The following is a 21,222-nucleotide window of genomic DNA, read 5'->3' on the forward strand; positions in this document are numbered from 1 at the left end:
AGGCGCAGATGAGCCGGCGGTTCGAGCTTCTCGTCGCTCGGGATCATACGGCAGCCGATCGACTCGTTATTGCTCCGGTAGAATTGCCTTTTATGGGCGAACGCGAGAACGTGTCTCGAGAAGTTCAGATGGTCGACGTCGTCGGATTCCTCATGGTCATCGCAGCATATATGGCGCTACCGAACGACGGAGTGTGGGCTGTTGGAAGATTGATCGCAAACAAGCTGGAGCGGCGGCAGATCGTGCTGCTTTTCAATTCGAAAACATCGGGCAAGACGGCTCCCCAACCGAACTCACGCGACGTGCGCGCTTCGGATCGAGCGAGCATGCCTTACCGCTGCAGTTGCACCTTTTACCGGAGGTTCGCGTGAGTGACAGCAGTAGCGGCTCCAATCAGTGGCCCCGCCCCTATGCGGTGGATAGGCGGCTTTATGAGGACTTCTGGAACTGGCTTGCTGCGAAGCTCCCGGACCGTTGCTCCCGCGGCGCCGACATTGCCGCAGGCGATATGTACGATTTCCTCGAGTGGATCCGTGAGACCAACAGACCCCCAATGGCCGACCGCATTGCGCGGCCGTCGTTGGATACCGACATGCAAGCCTATGCAGCCGACTATATAGGGCGCGATGTACCGGCGATTGGCGGGTTTCGTAACCGCCTCCTGAACTTGCGAGATATGCTTCGGGACCTGCATTTCGAGAACTGGGCCCGTGAGAGGCATGTGATGTTTCAGGGCTTTGATGGAGCCGGGCCGTCGTCGGGCAGCCGCAGTAGCAGCGGTAGCAGCGGCAGCGGCAACAGTGACAGCAGCAGCAGCGGCAATAGCGGTAACAGCAGCGGCTCCAATCAGGGGCCCGGCCCGTATGACGTGGATTGGCCGCTCCATGAGGACTTTTGGAATTGGCTTACTGAGAAGCTCCCTAACCGCCGCTCCCGCGGCGCCGACCATGCCGCAGGCGATATGTACGATTTCCTCGAGTGGATCCGCGAGACCAACAGACCCCCAATAGTCGACCGGATTGCGCTGCCGTCGTTGGATACCGACGTGCAAGCCTATGCAGCCGCCTATATAGGGCGCGACGCACCCGCGGTTGGCGGGTTTCGTAACCGTCTCCTGAATTTGCGAGATATGCTTCGGGATTTCCACCAGGTTCAATTCGAGAACTGGGCCCGTACGCGCGGTGTGATGTTTCAGGGCTTCGAAGTCGCCGGGCCATCGTCATCACCGCTGGCGCCCACAATGCCGTCGGATCGCCCGACCATTGCAGCCGGCGCAGGGGCTAGGCAGGCAGAGCGTGACTTCGGAGCTTATGTCCTCCCCGGTTGGAGGGGCGGCCTTGCCCCGGACCCACTGATCGCGGAATTGCGAGAAAGCAGCCTCCTTCCGGCGCTGTTGCGGCCACAAAGTGTGCTTATCAACGGTATGCGCTATGCTGCGGTATTGTGGCCAGGGCGGGCGCCCGTGACCCCAAATAATCCGGAAGGCGAAAACTTTGTTCTGACCCCTGGATACAGGGAGTTAGGGCTGCAGTCCCACCCTCGAGTTGAGCAGATGAATAAAATCGGGCAATTCCCCGATATCGGAGAGAGACTGGACCCAGGCTGGATCCACGGCCCCCGAGAGGCCGACGACTCCCTGATCAGCGTACTGGGAGACTTCAGACTTCTGCCGACCCCGGAGGTCCCAATGACGCGTTTCTACATCCTGCGTGAGCGGTACACAGCCGAATCGGGACCAGACGGCCGCATCCTTGTCATCCATCGCCTCTAAGTTTGCTAAAGGAACGCGTTTGGGCTGCAAACCCACCTTCGAGTGGAGCAGATGAATGAAGCGGGGCCCCATCGTCTGCTAAGCGTGACGAGACCAGGTTGGATGGCCTGCATTTACGAACTGGTTGACCATACCTCGTGAACAACTCGCGCGGCCTTGCCGATTGTGGCGCGATACCGCAGCGGTGGTTTGCGCGGCAGCTCATGGCGCGAGGCCGCCAGGAAGATGATGGTGTCGAGTGGCCGTGGGAACTTGGTCCTGAGTCTGCGCCCCGAAGAGATCCTGGCCCCATCGATAAAACTAGTGGTTCATCACAGTAATTTTGACTCTTTGGCGATGGCTGGATATGCGCGGCCGAGTTTTGGCGCGGGCTTTGTCGGTTGTGAACATCCATTTGATGCGGTCTTGTGCTTTGTTTCGCTGCCGTTGCCATGCTGCGATCTCTTTTCGGAGCCGTTTGGGGTCGTCGATGCGGCGGCCGAGACACTGGCGCTGCAGCGCGCTGATCTCGCACTCGACCATGTTGAGCCAACTGGCGTGTTTCGGGGTGTAGTGGAATTCGAGGCGACGCAGGATGCGACGGACCTCGGCGGGCGCAAATGCTTGATACAGCGCGCCGGCGGTGTGGATCGACAGATTGTCCTGCACGACACGGATACAGGCGGCATCGGGATAATGGACGTCGACGAGTTCACGCATGCAGTGGGCGTAGTCCACGGCGGCGCGGCGGTCTGTTATCTTGACGTTGCGCCAGCCGCGATGCGGATCGAAGGTGACGAAGAGATTGACGGTGCCGTTGCGGCGGTACTCATAATCGTAGCGCTCGCGCTGTCCGGGCCTGGCCGGGATCGGCTGACGCACCTCGCCGATGAGCTGGACGGGGGTCTCGTCGAAGCAGACCAGCGGCCGCTCGCGATCCGGCGCCTCGGAATAGAGATCGAGCACGTCCTCCATGCGGGCGACGTATTCGCCGTCGACATGGGGAATGCACCACATGTCGCGGAATGAAGCGTGGTTCAATTGTAGAAACATGCGGTGAGGGCGAATATGTCGCGCGCCGCGGCGGCGCGATTTTGGTATGGGCGGTGACGGACATGGTCTGCCTTGAGGATGTGGAAGAGGCTCTCCGTCGGAGCCTTGTGGAAGCAGTCGGCATTACGGCCCGCCGACGCTTGATGCCGGCGGGCGAGAGAACTGCGCGATAATCGTTTCATGCATGCAGTACGCTTTCGATCGGAGTGATCCGGCAGTGGGGGTGTTCCCGCTGGCGCTTCATCGTCAATGCACAAGGAGGCAACTTCAGCCCGGAGATGATCTCGCACGACCGCCGACGAGGTCGGACGTACGGTCCGTCCGTTAGGGATGCCCTGATCGCGTTGTGGGACGCTTCCGACCAGCCTTGCAGCAAGCGGCTGGTTGTGATGATCCCATTGTTGCGCCCGGCGCTCGAACGGCATGTCAGATTGGAGCTCTCTGCGGGTGAGCGACCGCTAATCTTGACGGTAAGCGCGGCGACGATCGACCGCCTGTTAAGCGCCGCGAAGATCGGGGCAGTTGGCGAGCGAACACGACAGGCAGGTTTTTCCACTGCCGTGCGGCGGCAAGCCCTGGTGCGCGCGTTCAATGACTGGGGGTCACCTCCGCCGCGTTACTGCGAAGCGGATCTAGTTGTGCACGGCGGCATGCTCGTATGCCGGCGCCTTCATTGAGACGCTAACAATGGTGGACGTCGCAGCGGGGTGGACCGAAAGCTTTCCGCTCATCGTGCGTGAGGCGGCTGTTATCGTCGAGGCTCTCGAACGCGAGCAGAACCTATTTCCATGGCTCGTTCGTGGGCTCGACTTCAAGCCCGATCCAGAAAGAAACCACGATCCGCTTCGGAACATTGTCACCTGAGGCAATATGCCACCCACGTCCATGTCGCCCGACACCAGAGCGCCGATTTAGTCCGTCCTTTTTTCCCCAATGCGCGTCGGCGAATCGAATTGGAGCAGAGCACGCCCAGATCTTCGGCTACTCAGTTCCTAGATCTGCAAGGACGGTATTCAGCCTCCTTTAAGTCGAGGGATCAGAATAATATTCAAGCCTAGCGGATTGTTCGGGCTCACTTCCCTGTTCCCTCTCCCCAACTGCGCTGTATAGGGCTGACCGCGGATGTAAAAGTCTATCATCGGCTGGAGCGGTGTCGGCAAAATCCTCCTTCTGTTGAGTGCACCGATCAGGACGTCTGGGGCTGGTTGGGGCCCGTGACCCCAGCCAAGGTCGATGATATATCCGAAATCCTCTCGTGCCACAGCGTCGCGCGTTATGGGCGATATGGCCCCATTAAAATCCGAGCCGCCGCCGCGCAAGCCTGGAGACCACTGTGGTAATTCCGATGGCGGCGGAGATTCCCCGAACAGTTGCGTGAAGAGCAGTTGTAGCGCGCTGTGACGCTGAGCGTCGTCTCTCAAGTGCGAACCACCGGCTTCACCAGCGGACGGCGATTGCTCAGCGATGTCGGGCATCGGCGCATCGAAAGCATCGTCGCGCATCATGGGCGATATGGCCGCATTAAGATCCGAACCGCCGCCGCGCAACCCTGGAGACGACGGTGGTGATTCCGATGGCGGCGTTTCCCCGAATAGTTGGGTGAAGAGCGGCTGTAGCGAGCTGTACTGGTGAGCACCTTCTCCAGCCGCCGACGGTGCCTCATTTAGTTCAAGCTGCTGTTCCAGGTCCGCGGCGAACTCCTCCAGGTCCCTCGCGTGCTCCCGAAGCATCCTGACGCCAGAGTCCACGCTGTACTGATGCTTAGCGTTATAGAACGCCGTGATGTCTTCTTTCAGCGAGACGTCGTTGAGGCGGTCGGCTATAGCTCTTTTGCTCATCCTTTTGAGCCACTCGCTAAACCCCTTAAGACGCCGACCTGCTTGATTGACTCTTTTCCGAGTTCCGACGAAGGGCCAGGGCGTCCCGGCGTCAATGTTCGCCTTGGCCACCTCGGCCGCCGCGTTGATCAGCGCCGCGTCTTCTGGATAACCCGCCGGGTTCGCCGGCGCGGTGCTTGATCGCCGGGCCCGGGCTCGGCACGGTGCCTTTGAAGCATCATGAGCCGGCACTGAGGCAACTCCTCGAGTAGGCACGCGAGAACGAGATGGTATCTTCTTCCAGCGAGACCTCGCTGAGGCGGCCGGCTATCGCGGTTTTATACTCTCTTCGAAGCCAATCGCTAAACTTGCGAAGATTATAAGCAGCACAGGAGACTTGTGACAGACTCCCGAGCTGCTCCCAGGGACGCCGCGCCGCAATATCGGCTCTGGCCGCCTGGCCCGCCGCGCTGATCAGCGCCGCGTCTTCCGGATAAGGAACCAGCGCGGCTCGCCGGTGCAGTGCTTGATTGCTGGACCCGGGCTCGCCACCAGAGCCTGACACGTTGACTTCCCGACTTAGTGCGCCGCGCTCCATGCGAACGGCGGGAGCCACTAGGTCTGGCGATTCAGGACACATCTCGAGCGGAACAGAACTGGAGGTTCGGCTACTTTCGCCAGGAGCAAAACCCATTTCATCTCGAGACCTGGTCTTGCCCTCAGTGCTGTCAGTCCGAGATTGGGAAATGTGCGAACTCCCCCGGTGCCTGACATATCCATCTCCGATCTGAATGAGAATGACTAAGCATCTCATTAGCAAAGACTGTGCCGGCGCGCGTCCACCGATTAGGTTGTAAATGTCTGACTTACGAGCGGCGTCCGAAAGCGATCGTCCCACTTCGGAGGTACGATCGGCGATCGAATATCGAGGCCCCCGGATTTGCTTCCAGGTGATTGTTGCCGACATTGGCGAGGTTGGCCCGCACTGCCCGGCGCAACCTTCCTCTTGATTCACAATTTACGCTAGACCAGCGAGTGGGTCGTTAAACCCATTCCGTGCAAAACTCCGGCCCATAGAAGCTGTCCGCTGGCACGGGGCCGTCCCGATCCGCGGCATCGAAAAGCTTCTCCTGGTTGACGCTTTGCGCCGGCAAGTGGGTGCCTGGCCGCGAGGAAAACTTGGTCTCGATGTTGCCTTCCGCGCAAGCCAGAGAACCGCGGTCATAGCAACGTCTAAGGCCACCAATGAGTGGCGCTATTGGCGTGTCGAGCGACGTTGATCGCGATAGCAGGATTGCCGGCAGTGCCAAGTGCCAATTCGGTTCGCCGATGATCGCGGGCCTCGTGAAAACATAGCGAGCAATGTAGATGTCGCCTTCTTTGAACTGCTCGGGGTGGCGCGTTTTCTGGCGGCTCAGGCGGGTGGGAAATGGACTTGATCGGCGTAGAGGTGCCACACCCCAAAAAGAAGGAATGAAGGAACCGGCGTTGGCATTTTATAAAATATCCGCATGGCCGGGCTCGCGATTTTCCGGCGCGACGAGCGGTCGGGCGGCCTCCCTGGCGCCGGTCTCCAAATTCGGCCGAGACCGCTCGTCGTACAGGGGTGCGTTCTGGCAGCGGAGGTGTTCGCCTCGTCCAAGTCGGCCGTATGCAAAGATTGCTTGATCTGGCCGTCAATCCGAAACGGGTGAGCCGCGCCGTAATCCGGCGACGAAACCACCAAATCTCGTTCCGCGGATCTATCGATACAATTTGAATTGCGGCGCTTCGGGCGAATTCTGGCGGAGAGGAGAGATCCTCTCTCGCGTTGCCGATGAGCACTCAAAAAGAGAGCCTGTCCGCTCTCGATGACCTCGCATTCTGGCTTTTTTGCTTCCTACAGAGAAATGTAGCTTCGAGGGCGCCTGCTCTCGCTTTACGACAGCGGCGCGCGTTGACCGCACAATCGGTAGAACCAGGGCGGGCGGCCAAGGCGCTGGACAAACTCACCGACGGTTTCGATACGGTCGCGGCGGTTGAGGGCAAGGCCCGAAGCGAGCACCCGCCATTGCGCTGGCGAAATAGTCGGCGGCGGCGGCGGTGTGAGATTTGCGTTGAGCGCCTCGTTGGCTGGCCACTGCGCATACGGGTGGGTGCCGGTCAGGGTCAGGTAGGCGACCACCGCGAGAGAATAGACATCGTCGCTTTCTGCCCGTGGCTCACCCATCAGCATCTCCGGCGACGCATAAGCCGGTGTCAACAGTCCAATCTGATCGAGCAGAGCCGCAGCCCTTTCGTGGTGCCGCGGACCGTCCAGCATGAGGACTGTCCCAAAGTCCACAATTTTGATTTCGCCGGTCGAGGTCATGAAGATGTTTCTCGGCTTGAGGTCACCATGGACGATCCCTAGACGATGCATGTGGACGAGGCCCTGCCCGGCGGCGCGGACGATCTGAAAGGACACAGAGGGTGACAGCGGCCGTCCCTGACGATCGACCAAGATCTGCGCCAGCGAGCGGCCCTTTAAGAACTCCATGACTAGGTAATGGTACTTGCCGTCGTAGTCGGAATCGTAGATCCGCACCAAATTCCGGTGTACGCAATCACGCAAAAGACGCGCCTCGCGGTGCAACAACTCCACTAATTCCTGGCGGATCTTCGCATGTGGTTGGATGACCTTCACTGCGACTTCTGGACTTTGTTCGCGCGCCCACAGGCCGATGCGATCAATCGCACGATAGACGGTGCTGGTGCCGCCCTCGCTAATGACCTCCGCCAGGTCGAAACGGCCGCCGAGCACGTATCCCAAGGGGGCCGTACTCACAATGCAGCCTCGGCCAGGCATTCGACGATCGCACTCGTGTCGTTGATAGCCTGTTGCGCAAGAGCGCAAGGCAGGACCCTGCCCGTCGGAACGTCGACCGCCAATAATCCGTTGAGCTCGTGATACGGTGTTGCCGTTACGATCTGGTTGCGGCCTACCTGGCACGTGTCGCGTAGCTTACTCGTCGCCACCAGGGGACGGCGTACCAGCGTTGCGGCCGAACCAACCCCTCGGGCCAAGGTGCCGCCAGCGGCATGTGCCCGCCTCCTCCCGAAAAAAGCTAAAAAGAACTTTCACGGCGCGCCTATCATAGGTGATCCGGACATCGGAACGAACGAAGGACACTCAAGCTGAACGGATTGCTCACACTTTCCGCCCGCAGTTCATAGGTCACGTCGGGCCGGTCAGGTCGACCGATTGTGATGGTGAAACGGTCGGGAGCGCCACGCGAGGAGGGCCGCGAGGCGTCGACGAGACGAAACAGAGCCCAAGGGCCCGAGCGCTCAATCTTCTCCTCAGTTCCATCCACGGAGACAAGTGTGACGGAGGCCGTGCTTGCATCGGTTCGACTCGGCCATTCAAGGTCGTAGGCACGGGGCGCCTCGTGACGATAGACGATCTCCTTGCCATCCATGACAAAAGTCGCGCGCAGCAGTTTGGAGGCGAGATAGACCGGCTTGATGCTGAACTTCACGGCCGGTACAGAGCCCGAGCCGCTGAAAAAGGACCTGCAGATCTCTCGCGCGCGCTGAAATTGAGTCAGGGCATCAGCATGGATCGGCGCCGCCGCACCGTCGATGGTTGCCAGCCCAAGGCCGGTTCTGCCCTCGATGACGAATGGCGACAGGTATTTCTGAAAAAAGTCATCGAGGATTCCGCCGGGGCGAAAGAGATCGCTGAAGTCCTTTAAAGTTACGTCCTCGGTCGCGGCCGCAAACAATGGATAACGCTGGTAGACGCCAGCTTGGCAGATCGGCGCCACTTCCCGCGTCCACACAGCATTGACATGACCGTGTGCCTGTCGAAGCAAGACGCTCCATGTCGAGAGCGCGATGTCGTTCATGATGGTACGGACCAACTCGGGTCGTAGCGCCGAGTCAGCGCGCAAGGTGCCGAAGGCATCGTTGCTCGGATCCTTGACGCGCCGCTGAAAGAGCTGAAATGCGGCCTGGTCGGGATCGGGCGCGGTCGCGATACTGGCCGTCGTTGCATGCAGGCCGCCGAAAAGATCGCGGATGCGATCCATGCTGGCCGCCTGTCCCGAGGCTCCGCCTATGCCCAGTTGGACCAGAGGCCGGAAGGCTTCGGTGATCCGTGTTCCAGGCCAGGGGGCGTCGCCGAATGCCGCCGAGAAAACGGCGGCCGTTGTCTCACCCGCCTTGGCCGCGGTTTGCTCTCCGGGCGGCGGCAGGTTCGTATTGTCGCGGACGAGGGAAATGATCTGCTGCAGTGCGCTTTCCGGGCCGGCCAGCCCGCGCAGGATCGCCGAGGCGCGCTGTATATCGTCGAACTTGACGACGCGGACGCTGCTCAGCGCGTTTGTCCAAATGCGAATGTAATCGGCAACATAGCGATCGATGACCTTGCGCACGACTTGTTGTGTATCCGCCGCGTCGAAGGAGCTGCCGGCAAGGACCCAGTCGCCGCTTTGCTCGTCTTGGATGATGAGTGGAAGGTGCGGCAGCAGGAAATCGATCAAACCAGCCCGTGTGAAGATGCCCGGGATGATCGCAGTACCACCCGAAGAAGCTAGCTCCTGCTGGCCAATTGTGGGGAAAACAGCCTGGGACTTTATCTCCAGCTGGCCGGCTCCCAGCAGACTGACCAGGTCGATTGGCCGGAGCCGCGTGTTCTGAGCGCCTTCGCGCAAAAGCCGGGCGTAGACCTGCTCGACGAGGGGACGTTCCATAAGCCGCGAGCCGACCGCAATCACGAATTTCTGGTCATTCGTGATGGGCTTCGGCAGCAACTCGATGAGGCGCGAAAAATGCTTCTGCAGTTCGCCCGCTGATGTCGTCTCGAGCGCAAACGCAAGCGCCACTTCACTGCGCATAGCCTGCTCGACGTTGCCGCGATCGAAATGCCTCGGATCGCTCAGCATCAAATAGGTGCGGAACCTTTCCTTGGCTTGGTCCAGCAGAGTATCATTGCCAGACCGCAATAGCTCGTCGATGCGAACGGCGAGCCTTCCGGCAAAAACCGGCAGCAGGCGGTCGACCAGAATCTGATCATAAGCTTGTTGCGCGGCTGGCGCGAGCACCGGGTTCGCCGAAATCCCGAGGCCACCGAGCCATGCAACCCAAGTGTTCTCGCCAGCTGCCAGACGCAGCCGGCGCGCGGCATTGAGGGTCGGCAGGAGCTTTATCAGGTCCAGCGGCTCGCGCGCTTCCTCGAGGCGCGCTTGCGTCGTCTGTGCGGCCATTCTGGTTTCAGCGATGCGCGCTTCGCTGCGGGCGAAGGCGTCGTACCACTGAGTCAATGCGGCTACCGCCAGTATGACCGCCACGAGATAGCCACCCCAGTGCACCATCGCGAGCTTGCGTTCGAGTTTGAGATTGCGGCCGACCAGTCCCTGCTCCGCGAAGATCACATCGGTCAGCAACTGCTTGATGAAGAATGTCTTTCCCGGCCCGACTGACGACGTGGGCGGGCCCGCGTGCAGACCGAAATTCCTTCTGATTGCACCGCTCATCCTCTCAACCGGCATTCCCTCCTGGGCGGCGCTTGTCAGGTAGATCCCACGCAGCATTGGTCGCACTTCGAAGCGGCTCGGCCGGAAGACCTCGCTAACGAAGCCGGCGACCGCGGTCCGGATGCTCCACAATTCTTTCGGGAACAGATACATCATTGCACGACGGTTGGGATTGCGTTCGTCATGCATGCGAAACGCCAATTTGCTCTCGAGCCGCTCGGCAAGTTCCTGGATCTCAAGCGTTACGACATCGTCGATGTGATCGCCTGGCCCCTCGAGAGGAAAGGTCTTGCCCCAGACCTGGGCGCGGTCCTCATGGTCGAGATCGTCGAAATATTCAGCGAAGCCGGGCACGAGATCACACTTGGTCACCAGAACATAGACCGGAATGCGCATGCCAAACGTCTTCAGTAGCTCATGTATCCGCGAACGAATCGACTGGGCGAGCCTGCGCCCGTTACCCATTAAGAGATCGGACAGACTGATCGCAACCAAGATGCCGTTGATCGGCCGCCGGCGCCGATGCATCGTGAGAAGATTGAGAAAGCCGTGCCAGGCCGCGCGATCGACCTCGGCATCCGTATCCTGTGTCGTGTAACGGCTTGCCGTGTCGATAAAGACTGCTTCTTCGGTAAACCACCAGTCGCAGTTCCGCGTGCCGCCGAGGCCCGCCACCGGATCGACGCCGAGCCGCTCAGTCAGCGGAAACTCGAGGCCCGAGTTGCGCAGGATCGTTGTCTTGCCGGCGCCCGATGGCCCAATGATGATATACCAGGGCAACTCGAACAGATAGCTCGGCCCGCGCTTGCCGGCGAACACTGTATCGCGCAGGACCTTCAGCGCGTCCTCGAAGCGTCTACGGATCAGCTCGACCTCCTCCTGGCCACGATTTTTGGACGTCGTGCCGAGGCCCTCGCTCTCCATCAGCGACATGATAACACGCCGGTTAGCACGGCGCGCCAGCCAGTAACGGACAAGGATGATGACGACGACCGCTAGGAAGAGGCAGCCGATTGTAGCGGCACGAACAATCACCGAGCCGAACGGATGCTGACCGAACAGGTCAAGGTTGGGGCCGCCGAACCAGATCAACGCGTCGACCATCAACAAGGCGGTCAGCGTGATGATGCCTCGAACCGAAAAGAGTGCCGCCAATTGAGCGCCAAACACCTGCACCTCCCTTTAGCGTGGCCCAGACTGGCCGATCACGACGAGCAGCTGCTCGACGGGCGCGAGTTCGTCCGATAGGCGCCAATGGAAGACGCTGTAGCTGGTCAGCATAGTGACGACGCCGGCGACAAAGATGATCCATAACGGCACGTAGCGACGCACGCCCGTACGCACTTTGGCGCCGCGCCATCGGATCGATAGTTCGGCCGGTGGTTCGCTCGCATAATCCCGCAACAAACGCTGAACGTCGGAACGCAGGTCTTCAAGCCGCTCGCGGCCCCCTTCCACCACACGATATTTGCCCTCAAACCCCATCAACAAGCAGATGTTGATAAGCTTCAGCAACGCGAGGTATTTGGCCGGCTTTTCCTGCACGCGTTCGAGTATCTGGAAGACCTTCTCGCCACCCCACGTCTCGTTATGGAACTGGTTGAGCAGGCTGTTGTCACTCCAGGCGCTTTCACTGCCCCAATGCGTGGTCATCACTGCTTCGTCCAGCAACGCGCATATCACGTAACGGGCGGCTCTTATATCGCCGCCGCCCGCTTGATCTTTGGCGGCACGCTCCTCGAAGCGGCGGATTTGCTCGACCATCCCGCGACGCAGCGCGCCGATATCGGCATTGCTGACGACGCGAAGCTGCGCGACGACCAAAAGGAGCGGTGTCGCGGCCGCGACCAAGGCGTCCTCCACTGCCTTTGGCTCGAAGAGATTTTGCAGAACGATCTCGGTATGGTTGGCGGCCCATACGTCGTCGGATTCAGGTACAGGTGACCACGTGTGAGGACCGGTCGGGGCCTCGATCTTCGGCGGACCGCAAGCGGAAGGTTGCCCGCTTTGAGTGTTACGGGTCGGACCGACTGGCCTGCGTCCAATGACTGTCGGTTCATCCATGTGTTTCGGGCCCATCACGCACGTTGCCTACGGATGGCCCAGAACTCGAGATGGAGATCGGAGTAGTCACCGCTGACGTGGAAAGCAAAGGCCGCCGAGCGCGGCAGGATACGCCACAGCTCCACCGACTGGTCGAGCTCGAAATAGACGGCATTCTGGATGTAGGGCAACTCGCGCGGCGCCACCGCGAGCGCGTGAATCGGGACACCCGGGAGCTGAAGATTGACGAGATCGCGAATCTGCTCGACCGAGCCTACTTTCATCTGCGCCGGAAGCTGGTTGCGCAACGTCTCGGTCGGTACGCTTGCCACGGCGACGAGAACGAACCGAGAGTCCTGGAACAAGGTGCGGTCGGTGATCAGGCCGATCAGGATGCCGTAGCCCCGGTCCTGCAACGGGAGCGATATTGCGGCGCTCTCGATCACGACAGACAGCAGCCGACGCAGGATATCAGCCAACGGCGTGAAGCAGCTTTCGAGATCCTCATGCCGATAGGGAGGCATCCCTTGCAGTATGCGGCGGTCGCCAACGAAGCTCGACAGCTGCCCGGTAAGGCTCAGCAATGCGCGGAAGAGGGTTTCAGGATGATGCCCACGTGTTGCTGCGAAGTGGTCGAACACGGCTTCTGCGCCGTTCACGACCGACAAAGTGACAAGGTCAATCAGTCCGGCTCCGTCTGCCGTCGCGCGCGAGGGATCCGCGCGCGCAGCAAGCGCCTCTGCGCGTGTCCGCAGCAGCGATCTGACCTCGTTCAACAGCGCAATCAGCGGCTTGGCTGCGTGAATGTCGATGGCGGGCGGAACGTAGGTGTCGGATAAAGTAATCGCGCGAGCCGGATCGATATCACGGATGCGGCCAATAGGCAGCGAGATCAGATCATCCTGCTCCTCGCCGTCGAACATGAGATGTGTTGTTAGCGACGCAACCCTGATATCGACCGGAGCCTTTTCAGGCGCGCTCGCATTCCGGAACTGCAAGACCTCCTGATCGTGGCGGCGCGATAGTTCATCCCCGGAACAGACGTCGCTGCCGGCCTGTCGGCGCGTGCCCACTGCGATCTTGACCAGCAGGTTTTTCGCAGTCGGCGGAGGGATTCGTGCGATCGGAAGGCGGACATGCTCCGGCATGCGAAGGGCCGTGCCGTCGGGCATAATGGCTTCAAGTTCGGTCAGGGCGACTTGGCCAAGCGCCAGAAGATTACGATCAAAGGAAATTTTTCGAACGCCCCAGCCGTAGCCGACCAGACCAGCAACGCGGTTCTCGACCAGTTGCTCGATCCAGCGGTCGTATTGCTGAAAGTGCTGCGGCCGCACCAACATGCCTTCGGACCAGATCGGTTTGCTTGTCGCAGACACTGTTTCAGGCGCCTCTTCGCTGACTTTACAAAAGGTGCATCGGCCCGGCGGCCGTTGCGATCACGACGGACTGGTCAGAAGATTTTCCACCAGTTTCGGCTCGTCTCCTCCTCAATGCTGACAGCCTGCGCAGTCAGCTTTACCGAGATCCTGTTGTCGCGATCGGGCTTGATTTCAGCAGTTGAGCGCCATTGCGCATCATTGCCCGAGCGGAAGCCGGCGATCACGCCGACATTTCGAGTCTCGATCGGCGTGTTGCGCTCGAAATCGAATTTTTCGCCAGGCGTCAGCTCGATCTCGCGCTTAGCCACCAGATCCGGCCCGAGGCGTTTGGCGTCATCGTCGAATAGCTCGAAGAACTGCGCTTGCGTGAAACTGGCCGTCGACTTCAGCTCATAGATACGGACGACAACCGGCGACGGCTTGCCGTGCGCGTTTGGATTGACGAGTTCATCGGCCTCGACCACGAACTTGATCGGCGTCGTCTTAGCGGTCTTGTCAGTCGAACAACTAGTGGCTGCAGCGGCCACCAGCAACGCACCGCCAACGATGAACAACCGCTGAAGTTTCTTCGGCGGCGCCATTACGCCGTCTTCCCTTCATTCTGGCCAGGTGCTGAGAGTTGCGACTCGTAGCTTCGGGTAAACTCTTCTGCGATATAGGAGCGAGCAGTTCGATCAATGTCACTGACCATCGACGCGTGCAGTTCCACAAATCGATCCCACAACTTGGCCTTATTGATGCGGGCGCCGAAAAGCCCACTGTTAGCACCGTCGCTCTCGATACGCGGGGGACTCATACGCGTTAGCACATTGCTGACCGCCCCTCTCATCGCCGCTATGGCCGCGACCTCATGAGCCTTGATGTCGTCGAAGCCTGCGCGCACCGACCGCGAGAGCAACAGGAATCCGCGATCCTTTGCGAGTGCCTCGCGCAGGGCATGACTGCTGTTGGTGAACTGTACTGCGTTGTCGTTCCCAGCGCGTGTCTGCGTCGGCCCGATCTGGCATTCGTTCTTGACCATAGCCCACGCCGCCAGTATCGAATGTAGGCCGTTCGTCATCTCGGCGATTGCACGGCCGAGTTCGGCAAAGAACTCTCGGCGCTGTGCTGGTGGCACAAGGTCCGGATTGAACCCGAGCGCATTCCAGAACGCCTGCAGTTCGTCTGCGTCGGACGGAGAGGCCGCAAGCAACGGCGGAGCCCTGCTGGTTGTCGCCCTGCTCATTTCGGGAGCGCCGACAGCGCGCTGCGCAGCAGCTTCCTTCAGGCCCGCCAGCCGATCAAGCTCCCGCTCATCGGGCGGGGGCGACCTTGTGCCAGGATCCCGTAATTTCCCGAGATCATTCATCGGGGGAGGAGCGAGCGGCTTGCGCGCGATCTGCAGCGCTTCGTTCGGTATGTCGAGACGCGCATTTGTTCGCTGCGATGGCACCCATGGCGTCCGGCGCGAGGCCGCTCCCGGCAACAGATCGCTAAGGTCGAGATCCTCAGGAATGATTGACGCAGGTTGACCATTCGCCGGTGCACAACCTTCATCCGAGAGCGACGGCGGAGGCGGATTCGATGGCTCGACAAGCGGGGGGCCACCGACGATAACGGAACTGATGGAATTTTGCCCAACAGCGCACCCGAGGGATGCATGACCGCGATGGCCGAGCTGGACGGCCGCTGCGGAACGTCTGCCAGCAGATTCGGCTCGACAGAGCCTGTGTCGTTGCCGAGCGTCTCGTCTCCAGGCAAACACAACGGATGGGTCGTTTGTCGCGAAACGACGGCTTGCGGCTCCACTTTCGCAGCTGAATAGGAGGACAATTGGGTGTTGCCGGGCGCCATTAACGGGTCGAGTTGAACATTCGCAACGACGCCTAATAGTCCGGCAGTCGAATCATGTGCTGTCGCAAACTCTTGGGCGAGGAAAGGCGACGGCAACGTCCGTGTTGCACCGCCGAGACGCACAGCGTTCGAGCCCGTCAGCCCGAGCCGTTGACGTTCCTCGACAGGATCGTTCTCGATCACGACCGAGATGATGTAACTCGCCATGTAGAGTGTATCGCCATCGGCCAACGGTGCTGTATTGCCGCGTCCCAACGGCGCGTCAACGGTGTTGATGTAGACACCATTGGTGCTGGTGTCGGTGATTATGAAGCCGATGCCATTAAATGCGATCAATGCGTGGCGTGCTGACAGCGTATTGGTTCGATCTGGAAGCTGCCAGTTGCAGCCGAACCCGCGCCCCAGGGAGCCCCCTTTTGGTCCAAACGCCTGTCTAGCGTTACGACCTAGCGGCTCAGCCTTCTCTCCGACGACTTCGAGTATGAGATGCATCCCGCCCCCTCAGGCTTGCTCACCCAGCGCACGTCAATATACGAGCGTCGCTTTAGAATTGCGTGCGCACCAGCATTGCCGCGCCGCCTGTTCCGCACCATTGTTGTGGAGCCGATCGACTGGTTCACGCGCCCCTTTTGTGCAGGAAGAACGAAGATCTTTTCGTGCGTTCTCAGATCCACTGGAGGACGCGCCGGCATTTCCTCTCAGGATCGAGGCACACGGCCCTAAGGACAGGAGAGCATCGCTCGTCTTACGCATCTGCGTGTACTCAGCCAATCAGTGTTGCCAGATCTCAATAGCAACGGCCGTGCCAATGGCATCCCCTCATTTAAGCTACTGATTAGGTTGAAAAAACTTAGGTTCGGCGAAACGCGGCAGGTGTTCTCAACCTGACAGAGGCGTTGCGGCTGTCGGACACCGGACATGTCTCAACCTGATGCCCGATATGGCGTTTTCTTTGCTTCATCCCTGTGTCGTCCATCCGTGCTGAATCGGTAAGCGTCGCTTCCACGCCGGACGCCGACGGTCCAACACTGGAATCGTATCCTTCAATCGACGGAAAGACGAAGTCTGCCAGACCACGACGACTCGGCGGTCGGGCGATCCACGCCTTGATCTTGGCGATTTTCGTGGACGACCGCGTTATCCGTGACTTCAGGCACTTCGAAAGGTTTGTTGATGACTGATCCGAGACGCAAAGCACTGCTGGATGGAAGTTCGGAGGCAGGTCATAGTGATAAGTTGCCAGTAGCGACATATTGCCAGATTATATCAACCATAGCGACAACATGGTTATTCGGCCCCAGTTCCATTCCAAAATTGTGTTCTGCAGGTTTCGTCCCGTTAAGTTCTAAATTGCGACAAAATCTCCACATTAAGTTGTCTTTAGCGACAAGAATAAATCTTCAATGGCCTCCGGTCATGACAGACGGCCTTGAATTTACCGGCGGGGCGATCGATCGCGCGATCCAACGTCAGGCGGAGTCCGGGCAGCTCGTCCGGATCGCGGAGGGCGTCTACGGCAAACTGGACGGCCGTTCTCCGGAGGAGCTGGCCTACGCCCGTTGGGCGCCGATACTCGGGAAGCCGACACCCGGCGCCGTCCTCACCGGGCGAACGGCATTGATGGTCAATCCCTGGAGGGACCGCGGAAAGGACGGCCGCCCTAAATATCCGGACTGGATCTTCTGCAACCACGCCAACGGGAGCGCCCGCACGAAGTTCTCCATCCCGGGACTCGAAATCCGCTCCTTCCCCGGGCCGGGCCCGCTGGAAGGCGACGTCGCCTATCTCGGTACGTACATCCCGAGCGCTTCGCGCAAGCTACTTGAAGATCTGAAGCCCTCTCGTAAACGCGAATGATGTGGTGGACGACGCCCGCTACCGGTATCGAATGTGCCAAAGGGTGATCGTTGAGCAACGAATCACTGGAAGGGTCGTCCACATGCAGGTTAGAGAGCTGGTCCCGGTCGTCTGAACAGAGTTTCCGCGTCGATAGGTGGAGCCTCTGCCGGGGTTAGGCTGCCATGCGGAGTGGCAGCGGGGTGAAGTAGGCGTGATCCGGCGTGCTGCCGTCAAGACTCGAATGGGGACGCCTGCTGTTATACAACGAGGTTTGAGAACGCCCACAGGACCGTTCTTCGCGAGGTTCTTTATCGATATCATCCTTGGTTTGGTTGCCGAGTTTGCGTTCATGGGGCCGTCGACAAGGCTGGCGATGTCGCCTTCCGCTGCACGCTGGATGGATCGCAAGCAGATCGTTGGCTGGAGGTTCCAGCATGGATGTTCGACCGGACGGCATGCCCTGAGGCGGAGCTTTTGGCAGCTCGGCCATTTGTCAGCATAACCGCACTTGCAGCGCTTTCTGCGCTTCTCGATCTGGCGTTGATGGATCGAGCGCCATCAGCTGCCCTGCTTTCTAGCGCATCCAGAGCCTCTCACGACCAGAATCGGGGAGCGACTCATGTCACGCGAGACGGCAATGCCAGGGAGCGGATACCGACACAATCGACAACCGCGGTCGCAGCCGCAGATGGATCTGTTCGGGAGCGGCCTGTCGAACGGCGCCCTCGGCGCGCCAGCATGGTCGGAACTGCCGGCGGAAGCGCGGGCGGCGCTGACCAGTCTGATGACGCAGTTGATTCTCGGCCATGCTGCGACGACAGCGACGCCGCGCGCGAAGGAGGTCGGCCATGATCTCTGACAAGATCAGGCCTCATCATCTCGAGCGCAAGGCGATTCTTTACGTGCGTCAGTCCTCGGCGCATCAGGTGTTGCACAATCGCGAGAGCAGCGCGTTGCAATACGCCATGCGGGACCGGCTGACGGCGCTCGGGTGGTCAGAGATCGACGTGATTGATGATGATCTCGGTCGTTCGGCCGCCGGCGGGGTCCAACGCGCCGGCTTCGAGCGGATGGTAGCGGAGGTTTGCCTCGGTAAGGTTGGTGCGGTTTGCGCCCGCGAGGTCTCGCGCTTCGCTCGCAACAGCCGAGATTGGCAGCAACTCATCGAGATGTGCCGCGTGGTCGATACCGTTCTGGTCGATCAGGAGACCATCTATGCGCCAAGGCACGGCAACGATCGCCTGTTGCTCGGGCTCAAGGGCAGCCTCAACGAGTACGAACTGGATCTGTTGCGCCAGCGCTCGCTCTCGGCCCGCTACGAGAAGGCGCGCCGGGGCGAGTTGGTGGTGGCGGCGCCGGTCGGGTTCGTGAAGTCCGGCGACCATTATGAGAAAGATCCGGATCGGCGGGTCCAGGAAGCGATCAAGCTGGTGTTCGACAAGGTCGAGGAACTGGGCAGCGCGCGACAGGCGCTCTGCTGGCTCCACGAGTACAATCTCGATCTGCCGGTAAAGCAGACCAATGGCGACACGGCCTGGCGGCGACCAAGCTACTCCGCCATCCACCGGATCATTGAGAACCCGGTCTACGGCGGCGCCTATGCCTATGGTAAGACGGCTGTCGCGACGGGATACGGTGCCGAGGGCGTGAGCGTGAAGATCCGCCGCAAGGCGCGGAACGAATGGTTGGCGCTGAAGCCCAACACCCACGATGGGTACGTGAGCTGGGAGAGGTTCGAGGCAATCCGCACCATGGTCAGCAACAACGTTCCCACCAGTCGGTATCACGGCGCGCCCAAGCATGGTGACGCGCTGCTGGCCGGTCTGATCCGCTGCAGGCGCTGCGGTCGCAAGCTCACACTCCGGTACTCCGGCATGAAGCGCCATATTCCGCGCTACAGCTGCAGCCGCGCCTGGATGGACAATGGCGGCCCTCATTGCATCGGCTTCGGCGGACTGCGCGTTGATGATGCCATCGAGGAAGCACTGCTCGGCGTCGTCGGTCCGGGCGCTATCGCCGCGGCGACCGCTGCCGCCAAGGAAGCCAGGGAACGGCGCGATCAGGTGCGCGATGCTCTCAGTCGCGACCTCGAAGCGGCGCGCTATGCCGTCGACCGGGCCTTCCGGCAATACGATGCCGCTGATCCCGCGAACCGGCTGGTGGCGGGCGAGCTTGAAGCGCGCTGGAACAGGGCGCTCGCCCACGTGGCGGAGGTCGAGGGCAAGATCGCCATGCATGATGCGGCGATGCCCGCCCCCATTGCCGATCCAGCTTCGCTTGGCGTTCTGGCCTCGAACCTCAAAACGGTCTGGGATGCGCCGACGACGGATGCGCGCCTCAAGAAGCGGATTGCGCGCACCGTCATCCATGAGGTCGTGGCCGATATCGACGATGCGGCCTCCGAGATCGTCCTCATCGTCCACTGGGTCGGCGGCGTTCACAGCGAGATACGCCTGCCCAAGCGCCGGCGCGGGCAGCGCAACAGCACCTCCGCCAACATCGTCGAAGCTGTGCGCCAACTGGTGCTGATCGCCAGCGACGATCTGATCGCCGGCCTGCTCAACCGCAACAGCCTCAAGACCGGTAACGGCAATCGCTGGACGCGCGAGCGTGTCACCTCGATGCGCTCGAACTATCGCATCCCGGTGTTCAAGCCCGCCGAGGACGGGATCGAGCCCTGGCTAAACCTCAGCAACGCGGCAAAGCTCCTCAAGATTGCGCCCAAGACGCTCCGGCTCGCCGCCGAAGCCGGCGAAATCGCAGCCATCCATCCGCTATCGGACGGCCCGTGGATTTTTGCTCGCGCCTTGCTGATAACAGCTGCCGCTCAATCTATCGCCGAACGAGCGCGACAGAACCCAAGATACCCCACGGGATCACATCCCAATCAGCAAAGTCTCTTCTCTTCAACAACATAGACAGATGGGTGTTCTGATGCGCGGTTGTAGAAGTCGAGATATCGGCCGATCGAGCTGCGCGCCTCGCTGACGCTGTCATAGGCCCGCAGGTACACCTCCTCGTATTTGATGCTGCGCCAGAGCCGTTCGACAAACACGTTGTCCCGCCATGCGCCCTTGCCGTCCATGCTGATCGCGATGCCGTTGTCGGCGAGCACGCCGGTAAAAGCCTGTCCGGTGAACTGCGAGCCCTGATCGGTGTTGAAGATGTCCGGCTTGCCGTGACGAGCCAAGGCATCCTCCAGCGTCTCGACGCAGAAGGTCGCTTCCATGGTGATCGACAGCCGCCACGACAGAACACGACGTGTTGCCCAGTCCAGCACCACGGCGAGATAGACGAAGCCACTCGCCATCGGGATGTAGGTGATGTCCATCGCCCAGACCTGGTTCGGTCGCGTGATCTCCATGCCGCGCAGCAGGTATGGATGGATCTTGTGGCCGGGCTCGGGTCTGGTGGTGCGCGGACGGCGATAGAGCGCCTCTATCCCCATCCGCCGCATCAGCGTCTTGACATGCCGGCGGCCGATCTTGCACCCCTCGGCAGCCAGCAGGCCTCTCAGCATTCGCGAACCGGCGAAGGGAAACTCCAGATGCAGCCGGTCGAGACGCCGCATGATCGCGAGATCGGCGTCCGGCACCGGCCGCGGCAGGTAATAAACGCTGCCGCGGCTGATCTGCAAAACTTCCGCCTGCCTGGTGATCGACAGATCATGCTCGCGGTCGATCATCGCTTTGCGCTCAGCAATCCCGCCTTGGTGAGCGCTCCTTCTAAAAAATCGTTCTCCAGCGTCAACTCCCCGATCTTGGCATGCAGCGACTTCACATCGATCGCAGGCGTGGCCGGCGCAGCGCTGCCAGATCCAAAAACTCCGGAAGCGCCGCCCTCCAGCTGCGCCTTCCACGCCGTAATCTGATTGGGGTGGACGTCGAACTGCTCGGCAAGCTGAGCTATCGTCCGGTCGCCCTTGACGGCGGCAAGCGCCACCTTCGCCTTGAAGGCCGGTGTGTGGTTCCGGCGTGCTCGTCTGCTCATCGTCACTCCTGATTCGCAGG

General features: G+C 60.6%; 14 protein-coding genes and 2 pseudogenes. 6 read left to right on the forward strand and 10 right to left on the reverse strand.

What is annotated here, in order from left to right:
- Nucleotides 1-8: 8 nt before the first annotated feature.
- Together ACFXS9_RS20245 and ACFXS9_RS20250 are read left to right on the forward strand one after the other, a co-directional pair.
- Nucleotides 9-371, forward strand: coding sequence for a hypothetical protein (locus tag ACFXS9_RS20245; RefSeq protein ID WP_392691475.1), 363 nt, complete (start codon nucleotides 9-11; stop codon nucleotides 369-371).
- Nucleotides 368-1,771, forward strand: coding sequence for a hypothetical protein (locus ACFXS9_RS20250; protein ID WP_392691478.1), 1,404 nt, complete (start codon nucleotides 368-370; stop codon nucleotides 1,769-1,771). Before ACFXS9_RS20245 ends, ACFXS9_RS20250 begins: the two co-directional genes overlap by 4 nt.
- Before the next feature lie 311 nt (nucleotides 1,772-2,082).
- On the opposite strand, the pseudogene ACFXS9_RS20255 reads toward ACFXS9_RS20250, so the two are convergent.
- A pseudogene (locus tag ACFXS9_RS20255) lies at nucleotides 2,083-2,767 on the reverse strand (IS630 family transposase); the annotation flags it as partial.
- A gap of 723 nt (nucleotides 2,768-3,490) precedes the next feature.
- Between ACFXS9_RS20255 and ACFXS9_RS20260 the strand changes: the two are divergent.
- Nucleotides 3,491-3,667 (forward strand): hypothetical protein, encoded by a 177-nt coding sequence (locus tag ACFXS9_RS20260; protein ID WP_392691481.1) that lies wholly within the window; start codon nucleotides 3,491-3,493, stop codon nucleotides 3,665-3,667.
- 149 nt (nucleotides 3,668-3,816) lie between these two features.
- On the opposite strand, the gene ACFXS9_RS20265 is transcribed toward ACFXS9_RS20260, so the two are convergent.
- The 8 genes and pseudogenes from ACFXS9_RS20265 to ACFXS9_RS20300 all read right to left on the reverse strand — a co-directional run.
- Nucleotides 3,817-4,872 carry a hypothetical protein gene (locus ACFXS9_RS20265; RefSeq protein WP_392691484.1) on the reverse strand — a complete coding sequence of 352 codons (1,056 nt, stop codon included), beginning with the start codon at nucleotides 4,870-4,872 and terminating at the stop codon, nucleotides 3,817-3,819.
- Between the two features lie 1,666 nt (nucleotides 4,873-6,538).
- Nucleotides 6,539-7,402: a serine/threonine-protein kinase gene (locus ACFXS9_RS20270; protein WP_392699883.1), complete on the reverse strand. Its 864-nt coding sequence runs from the start codon at nucleotides 7,400-7,402 to the stop codon at nucleotides 6,539-6,541.
- A 331-nt stretch (nucleotides 7,403-7,733) separates the two neighbouring features.
- Nucleotides 7,734-11,294, reverse strand: coding sequence for a type VI secretion system membrane subunit TssM (gene tssM, locus ACFXS9_RS20275; protein ID WP_392691486.1), 3,561 nt, complete (start codon nucleotides 11,292-11,294; stop codon nucleotides 7,734-7,736).
- 6 nt (nucleotides 11,295-11,300) lie between these two features.
- Nucleotides 11,301-12,197: a type IVB secretion system protein IcmH/DotU gene (gene icmH / locus ACFXS9_RS20280; protein WP_082637739.1), complete on the reverse strand. Its 897-nt coding sequence runs from the start codon at nucleotides 12,195-12,197 to the stop codon at nucleotides 11,301-11,303.
- The gene (tssK, locus tag ACFXS9_RS20285; RefSeq protein WP_392691488.1) at nucleotides 12,197-13,537 is read right to left on the reverse strand and encodes a type VI secretion system baseplate subunit TssK; all 1,341 of its coding nucleotides are present in this window, start codon (nucleotides 13,535-13,537) and stop codon (nucleotides 12,197-12,199) included. Before tssK ends, icmH begins: the two co-directional genes overlap by 1 nt.
- A 74-nt stretch (nucleotides 13,538-13,611) precedes the next feature.
- Entirely contained in the window at nucleotides 13,612-14,121 is a 510-nt protein-coding gene (tssJ, locus tag ACFXS9_RS20290) for a type VI secretion system lipoprotein TssJ (RefSeq protein ID WP_392691490.1), read from the reverse strand.
- Entirely contained in the window at nucleotides 14,121-15,284 is a 1,164-nt protein-coding gene (tagH, locus tag ACFXS9_RS20295; protein WP_392691492.1) for a type VI secretion system-associated FHA domain protein TagH, read from the reverse strand. The genes tssJ and tagH overlap by 1 nt, the downstream gene beginning before the upstream one ends.
- A 308-nt stretch (nucleotides 15,285-15,592) precedes the next feature.
- Nucleotides 15,593-15,865: pseudogene (locus ACFXS9_RS20300) on the reverse strand (FHA domain-containing protein); the annotation flags it as partial.
- Between the two features lie 924 nt (nucleotides 15,866-16,789).
- Here ACFXS9_RS20300 and ACFXS9_RS20305 point away from each other — a divergent pair.
- The 3 genes from ACFXS9_RS20305 (at nucleotide 16,790) to ACFXS9_RS20315 (ending at nucleotide 20,130) form a co-directional block, all read left to right on the forward strand.
- Nucleotides 16,790-17,230 carry a hypothetical protein gene (locus ACFXS9_RS20305; protein WP_392691494.1) on the forward strand — a complete coding sequence of 147 codons (441 nt, stop codon included), beginning with the start codon at nucleotides 16,790-16,792 and terminating at the stop codon, nucleotides 17,228-17,230.
- 670 nt (nucleotides 17,231-17,900) lie between these two features.
- Nucleotides 17,901-18,071, forward strand: coding sequence for a hypothetical protein (locus ACFXS9_RS20310; protein ID WP_392689527.1), 171 nt, complete (start codon nucleotides 17,901-17,903; stop codon nucleotides 18,069-18,071).
- Entirely contained in the window at nucleotides 18,061-20,130 is a 2,070-nt protein-coding gene (locus ACFXS9_RS20315; protein WP_392691340.1) for a recombinase family protein, read from the forward strand. The genes ACFXS9_RS20310 and ACFXS9_RS20315 overlap by 11 nt, the downstream gene beginning before the upstream one ends.
- Here ACFXS9_RS20315 and ACFXS9_RS20320 read toward each other — a convergent pair.
- Nucleotides 20,100-21,202, reverse strand: a protein-coding gene (locus tag ACFXS9_RS20320; RefSeq protein ID WP_392691450.1) for an IS3 family transposase whose coding sequence is annotated in 2 segments (ribosomal slippage) — nucleotides 20,100-20,947 and nucleotides 20,947-21,202 — 1,104 coding nt in all. Because the reading frame shifts where the segments join, the coding sequence is not laid out codon by codon here. The two genes, ACFXS9_RS20315 and ACFXS9_RS20320, sit on opposite strands and share 31 nt — an antisense overlap.
- Between the last annotated feature and the right edge of the window lie 20 nt (nucleotides 21,203-21,222).

Source organism: Bradyrhizobium sp. RDI18 (genome assembly GCF_043203335.1).
GTDB classification, from domain to species: Bacteria; Pseudomonadota; Alphaproteobacteria; order Rhizobiales; family Xanthobacteraceae; genus Bradyrhizobium; species Bradyrhizobium retamae.

Coding starts and splice junctions, on each gene's coding strand:
- ACFXS9_RS20245 (WP_392691475.1), top strand. CDS start 9: ATGAGCCGGCGGTTCGAGCTTCTCGTCGCTCGGGATCATACGGCAGCC.
- ACFXS9_RS20260 (WP_392691481.1), top strand. CDS start 3,491: ATGGTGGACGTCGCAGCGGGGTGGACCGAAAGCTTTCCGCTCATCGTG.
- icmH (WP_082637739.1), bottom strand. CDS start 12,197: ATGGGCCCGAAACACATGGATGAACCGACAGTCATTGGACGCAGGCCA.
- tssJ (WP_392691490.1), bottom strand. CDS start 14,121: ATGGCGCCGCCGAAGAAACTTCAGCGGTTGTTCATCGTTGGCGGTGCG.
- ACFXS9_RS20305 (WP_392691494.1), top strand. CDS start 16,790: ATGACAGACGGCCTTGAATTTACCGGCGGGGCGATCGATCGCGCGATC.
- ACFXS9_RS20310 (WP_392689527.1), top strand. CDS start 17,901: ATGGATCTGTTCGGGAGCGGCCTGTCGAACGGCGCCCTCGGCGCGCCA.
- ACFXS9_RS20315 (WP_392691340.1), top strand. CDS start 18,061: ATGATCTCTGACAAGATCAGGCCTCATCATCTCGAGCGCAAGGCGATT.